A 7008-nucleotide genomic window follows, 5' to 3' on the forward strand; every position below is an offset into this window, starting at 1 on the left:
GGCAACAGGCCCAGGGTGTGGTAGTGCCGCACCATGCGCGGGGTCACGTCGCCCTGAACCGCTTCTGTGAGTTCTTTGATGGTCAAATGTTGCGTGGTCATAGCTCTAGTCTACCCAAGCTAGTATCGCAAGATTGAAAAACGAAGACTGAAAAACGAAAAGGAAGCTAGGACATACAAGGGTTTCCACCTTCGCAAATAGGCGGACGTAATCTGCCTCAGAGTACTAGTCTATCCAAACATTGACATTAACACTAATGTCAATGTTTAAAGTAACGAGGTATCTATAGCAACCACCTATTCACCCATGACCTCCGCCACATCGCCCCTGTCCAATTTGTTGAAAGACCATCCCGACGCGATCGCTGCCCTAGTCTGCGCAATTTTGGTGCTCTTGGGATGGCAAACCCTAGCTATTGGCTGGATTGGTGCCGGACTGTTTATTCTGACCGTGGCCTACGTCATTGGCGGCTTTGACAGTGCCCGCGATGGCATCACCACGCTGCTGGATGAAAAAGAACTGGATGTCGATCTGTTAATGATTGTGGCAGCCTTGGGGGCGGCAGGTCTGGGGCTTTGGCAACAGGACTATTACCTAATGGTTGATGGGGGTGTGCTCATCTTGATTTTTGCCATTAGCGGCGCACTGGAAGGCTATGCCATGCGGCGCACAGAGCGCAGTATCCAGGGGCTCATGAGCCTGACCACCGATACAGCTCGGGTGATTGTCCATGAGCGGGAAACTCAGGTGGCGATCGCTGCCCTCCAGATTGGCGACCAGGTTTTGGTGAAACCGGGAGAACTGGTGCCCACCGATGGAATTGTGGTGGAAGGCAGCAGCACCCTCAACCAAGCCTCTATTACTGGAGAATCAATGCCTACGGAGAAAAGCATCGGTGATGAAGTCTTTGCCGGCACGCTGAACGGCAGTGGAGCCCTGCAACTGCGCATTCATCAGCCTCCCGAAAGTAGCTTAATTCAGCGAGTCATCCGTCTGGTTCAACAGGCCCAACAGGATGCGCCACCGTCCCAGCAATTCATTGAACGATTTGAACGTGGCTATGCCAAGGTTATTGTAGTGGCGGGGATTTTGTTGGGCACCTTACCGCCATTTCTCATGGGCTGGAGCTGGGAAGAAACGATTTATCGTGCCTTAATTTTCCTGGTGGTCGCCTCTCCCTGTGCCCTGATGGCTTCGATTATGCCAGCGCTGCTGTCGGGAATTGCCAACGGTGCCCGCCATGGCATTTTGTTCAAAAATGGGGCGCAGTTGGAAAAAATGGGCTGTGTCCGGGCGATCGCCTTTGATAAAACCGGCACGCTGACCACCGGAAACCTTCAGGTGATCCACACCCTCACCCTGCCCCACCAATCAACCCACCAGTTGCTGCGAGTGGCCGCCGCCCTAGAAAGCTTGTCAGAACATCCCATCGGGGCAGCGATCGTCCAAGCAGCTCAGCAACACCAAGTAGCTTGGACAACAGCCAGCCATGGACAGGCCCAAGCAGGACGCGGCATCACCGGAGACGTTGATCAACAGCCTGCCGTGGTGGGAAATGCCACCTTTGTGCGATCGCACCTGCCGCACTTGGATCCAGCCCTGATCATCCAGAGCCAGCAGTGGGAAGCCGAGGGTAACACAGTGGTATGGGTGGCCTTCGGTGGAGAGCTATTGGGCATCATTGCCGTAGCCGATACCGTACGTCCTGCTGCCGCAGCAGCGATCGCCCGCTTAAAACGTATGGGTGTTGAGCATATTGTCATGCTCACCGGCGATAATTCCCGCACCGCTCACCATATTGCCCAGAAAACTGGCGTAGACCAAGTGTATGCAGATCTGTTGCCGGAAGATAAGGTAGATGTTATTAAGCAGTTACAGACCCAGTATCAAACCGTAGCTATGGTGGGAGATGGCATTAATGACGCGCCAGCCTTGGCTCAAGCATCGGTCGGCATAGCTATGGGACTTTCGGGGAGTGATGTGGCGCTTGAAACGGCTGATACCATACTCATGGCAGATCGCTTAGAACATCTAGAACGAGCTATCCGTCTTGGTCGGCGGGCCCAAGGCGTGGTCAAGCAAAATATTGCGTTCGCTCTTTTCTTTATTATGGTGCTCCTCATGGCAAATTTCATGGGCAACATCACACTACCCCTAGGAGTTCTGGGGCATGAGGGATCTACGGTGATCGTTACCTTAAGTGGCTTACGCTTACTGAGAGGTTGAGCAGAATGAATGGTTCCGTTCCGTTTTCCGACCTTAGAACGTCAACCCATCTTAGAACATCCCATCAATCGGTAGAATGCGTGAGCGCTAGCGAACGCATCAAACCCTCACAAAACATTGCGTTACAGCCATACCTAAGAGCACGACACAACGGATGACCGTTCAGAACAAGCAGTTACAGCCCACATCTTCTATCCTTTGTCCATCTCAGGTTAACCAGGGGCACACCAGTCGAACCCACATTAAGGATAAGGATACATAGCGATCGCCACTCAAGTTTCCATCAACGTCATGACAGTAAAGACTATTCTGGCGTTGCTGGAGAGGGATAGGATTTGCGCTATCCAACCGTAAGCGAGAGACGCTCACATTCCGATGTTATATCTTCATTCAGCAACGCCACTATTCCAATTTTTGATTTATCACAACAGATTTTTATCCTCATTCAATGGGCTATGATGGGCACGGGACAAACCCTTTACCCATCTTGCAATCTGCTGTGAACTAGGTTGGCATGTCACTGAATTTGAGATGGTATCTAGAATTCATCCTATCTTTATCGAATCCTATCTTTATCGAGTTGAAGGTTCACGAGACTGCTCTGGCCCGAGTGCTGGGGTAAGCTTACCACGAGTTTTACGGCTCCAGCGAGGATCGTGGAGCAGCGTATAAAAGCAGGGAATAATAAACAGCGTCAGCAGAGTAGACAGGGATAAACCTGAAAAAACGACGATCCCTAGGGGCTGCAAAAATTCTGATCCTTCTCCTATCCCCAAGGCTAGGGGGAATAACCCTAACACCGTCGTAATCGTGGTCATCAAGATAGGACGCAGTCGCTGAGGAGCAGCTTTCAAAATAGCAGCACGGTGAGATATGCGATCGCGATCGCGAATTTGATTGGCCAACTCGACCAGAATAATGGCGTTGTTCACCACAATCCCCACCAGCAGCACCGCGCCCACAATCACCGTTGCCCCGATCGCCGTTTGGGTTACAAACAGGCCAAGAATACCACCCGCCAAAGCTAGCGGCACCGCTAGCATAATTACCAGCGGATCAATCAGGGAGTTATACTGCACCGCCATGACCACAAACACCATGAACGCTGCCAAACCGCCCAGCAGTTTTAACGAGTCTTGCAGCTCTTGAGCAGTTTCTGCACTGGCACTAGGTAGGCGCGTGACACCATCCGGTAGATCCAGGTCGGCCAGAATACTATCAACTTCGGCCAAGGCATCACTCAAGTTCGCCTCACTCGCCAGGCTACCGGCAATCAGAAACACTTGGCGTTGATTGATCCGCTGAATTTCTCCAGGAGCCTCAGCGGTTTCAATAGTCGCTATATCACCGAGGCGGACCTGCTGACGTTGGCGGGCAAAGAGGGGTATATCCCGCAGTTGCTCCGGTCGCTGCACGGTTCCTGGCTCAAGCTGCACCCTAATATCCACAAGGCGATCGCCCCGCTGCAGTTGGGTGGGTACTGATCCATTCAGAGAGGTTTGAATCACATCTCCCACGTCTTGGGTACTCAGCCCTAAATCAGCAGCCCGTTCCCAATCTGGGCGAATTTGGATTTCGGGCTGAGGATCTTCCCCATCAGGACGATAGCGAGCTAAGCTCGCATTGGCATTCAGTGCCCCCAAAACTTGACGTCCTGCCTGCTCCAACGCTTGGCGATCACTACCCTGCAGACCCACATCCAGATCCGAGCGCACGGGAGAGTTGTTGAGCACCAGACCCCGCACAGAGCCTGCCGACACCCGAATACTCGTTTCAATCAAGCTGAGTTGGGAAAATTCCCGTTCCATACGCTCTACAAAGGTCAACACATCACTACCTGGCTTCAGGGAAACGGTGCTCGACCCTCTTAGAGCATTTTCACTCGTTGAACTACCAAATAAGAAACCACCAGCTGTTGTGAAGCTATAGTCTGTTTCCGGCTGCTCCAGCAGTAGATCATCAACGATCGCCATCACCCGTCGATTCGCTTCTAGGGTCGTCCCGGGCGGAAACTGCACCCGCACTTGAGCTAGCCCTGTATTAATCCGAGGCAAAATTTCTTGGGGAATGCGGCTGACCATCATCAGGCTACTGCCCACCAAAACCACCACCGCAACGGTTAACACTGGAATGCGATGCTGCAACACCCAGGTCAGGAGTTGAGTATAGCGCTGGGTCAAACCTTCAATGCGTTGACCAAAGGCTACAATCGGGCCCAAGTTCCTGACGCCGCTGGTGGTCGGCACGGTTAAGAGTCGCGACGCCAAGGTTGGCACCACCGTTAACGCCACGAGCAACGATGCGGCGACCGCAAAGCTGATGGTTAAAATCAGCTCATTAAACAGCAGGGAGATGAAACCGCCAATCAACAAAAAGGGCAGCACCGATACCAGGTTGGTGGTTGTGGAAGCCAACAGCGCCGACTCTAGAGCCTGGCTGCTCTCTTGAGCTTGAGCAATGACCCGTCGCTGAGCATCACGGCGCGATCGCCGACTGTTGCGCACCATAGCCACGGCTGGCTTAGCATCTTTAGAAATGTTTTCCAGCATGACGATGGCATTGTCTACCACAATACCTACGCCTAACGCCAAGCCACCCAGACTAAAGACATTCAGCGATAAGCCAAACAGCCCCATCATCATGATGGACGCAAGGGTGGCAAGGGGAATAGCTAGGACAATGATGAAGGTTTGCCGCAGGGATCCTAGAAACAACAGCACCGCCACAGCAGCAAGGGTAGCTCCCGTCAGGCCAGCGATCGCTACATTCTGAATCGAGTTATTAATAAAGCGCGATTCATCCAGGGTGGCCGTCAGCAGCATATTTTCAGGAATCAAACCGGTTTCCCGCAGGCTCTCCAACCGGGCCTTCACCGCATCCACAACCTCCACCGTATTAGCGTCGGATTGCTTTTGAATGCTAATCTTCACCGCCGGCTGTCCATTCAGTAAGACAAAAATCCGCTGTTCTTCTGTGCCATCCTGCACCGTAGCCACATCCCGCAGATAGACCTGCTGGGGCGGATCGCTATCCTCTACCTCAATAGCTAGATTACGCACCTCCTCCGCACTCTGGAACTGGCCCACCAAGCGCGTTAGGGTTTCTTCCTCACCGCCCCGCAGACGTCCGCCCGAGATATCTTGGTTGCGATCGCGTAGGGCGTTGAGCACATCACTCACATTCACCCCGACCGCCTGCAGGCGCTGCAGGTCAACATTCACCTGCACTTCTTCCGACAGACCACCGGATATATCGACGCTGGCCACCCCTGGCACCTGCACCAGATCCCGCGCCAGTTCTTCATCGGCAAAAATCCGCAGTTCGGCATCGTCGAAGGAGGGAGAGGTCAACGCCAGTTCATACACCGGCAGTTGGGAGGGATCAAACTTAAACAGCCGAGGCGTGCCAATGGTATCGGGCAAGCGATCGCGGGCCCGGTTGAGGGTTGCTGTGGCATCATTGAGGGCTTGATCAACATCACCACCCGGCTCAAAAAATAGATCAAGACTAATCTGTCCCTCCCGTGTCTGGGAGAAGACCTGCACCACGCCTTCTGTAGCAGACAGCGCTTCTTCTAAGGGACGAGTGACTTCATCAACCGCCACCTCTGGAGCTAGACCCGGCGCATCAATCCGTAAACCAATTCGTGGATAGGTAATCGACGGCAGCAGATCCACCGGCAATTGGGTAATCACGAAAAAACCCAAAATAATTGTAGCCACCGTCAACACTAAGGTACCAATATGCTGTCGGATGGCAAGGCTGCTCAAACCGGTTTGTTTGGGAGATTGAGACATGATGACTTGCGTGAGGAGTGGTCAAGAATGCGCCTAAGGTAAGGATAAGATGCTCCCTAAACTCTGGCAACAGATGAATGAGACCGTTAAACTGCCCTAGGAGTCTGATAATAAACTTCGCTGCACCGATTCTCCTGCCTGCAGCGGCCGACTACTACGGATCACGTAGGCTTCCCCTGGGGTTAATCCCTCTAGGATTTCCACTCGACCATTCCGGCGATCGCCCACCTGTACTGTACGGGGCTGCACCGTTGCCATCTCCCCCTCGTCGGTGACAATAAACACCACCGAACCATCGTCACCCTCACTGACCTCTAGGGCCGTTTCCGGCACCGTCACGGCCTGGGGCGTAACAGCATCAAACCGGACACGGGCAATTAGGCCGCTGCTAATTTGACCATCGGTATTGGGGATGGCGATATACACCGGAATCAATCGCGATGAGGCATCGGCGACGGGAGAAATACGGGTGATTTGTCCCGTTAACGACGACCCGGCAAAGGCATCGAGTTCAACCCGCACAGATTGCCCAACCCGCACCTGGCTGCGATCGCGATCAGATACCTGAGCCACCACCTGCATATCTTGAAAGTCACCCAGTTTCAGCAGCTCTTGTCCAGATTGGATGAAGTCTCCTGGATCAGCCAAGCGATCGAGCACCACACCGTTGATGGGAGCCACAATCGTGGAATAAGACAACCGCTCCTGGGCCTGCCGCACCAATTCTGCTTGGACAGCAACCCGCTGCTGAGCCGAGGCGATCGCCTGTTCTCGAGTGCGCACTTGCTCTTGGGCTGACCGCAATTCCTGTTGAGTAGTGCGCAGGGTGGTCAAGGCAATTTCTGCCTGCTGGGCAGCGATCGCTCCCTCTTCCGCCAGGCCTTGAAAGCGATCGGCATCAAGCTGAGCTTGTTCTAGGGAAGCATTCACCTGCTCTACCCGCGCTAAAGCATCCGCCACCTGAGTTTCAGCTTGGGCCACCTCA

The 7008-nt window shown here is 53.5% G+C and carries 3 protein-coding genes; 1 reads left to right on the forward strand and 2 read right to left on the reverse strand.

Annotated features, from left to right (window positions below):
• Nucleotides 1-306 precede the first annotated feature (306 nt).
• On the forward strand, nucleotides 307-2226 hold the full coding sequence (locus tag V6D20_02600) for a heavy metal translocating P-type ATPase (protein HEY9814683.1): 1920 nt from the start codon (nucleotides 307-309) through the stop codon (nucleotides 2224-2226).
• Between the two features lie 572 nt (nucleotides 2227-2798).
• On the opposite strand, the gene V6D20_02605 is transcribed toward V6D20_02600, so the two are convergent.
• Both V6D20_02605 and V6D20_02610 read right to left on the reverse strand, forming a co-directional pair.
• The gene (locus tag V6D20_02605) at nucleotides 2799-6023 is read right to left on the reverse strand and encodes an efflux RND transporter permease subunit (protein ID HEY9814684.1); all 3225 of its coding nucleotides are present in this window, start codon (nucleotides 6021-6023) and stop codon (nucleotides 2799-2801) included.
• 96 nt (nucleotides 6024-6119) lie between these two features.
• Nucleotides 6120-7008, reverse strand: an 889-nt coding sequence (locus tag V6D20_02610; protein ID HEY9814685.1) for an efflux RND transporter periplasmic adaptor subunit, incomplete at its 5' end; no start/stop codon positions are given.

It is taken from the genome of Candidatus Obscuribacterales bacterium (assembly GCA_036703605.1).
Classification (GTDB): Bacteria; Cyanobacteriota; Cyanobacteriia; order RECH01; family RECH01; genus RECH01.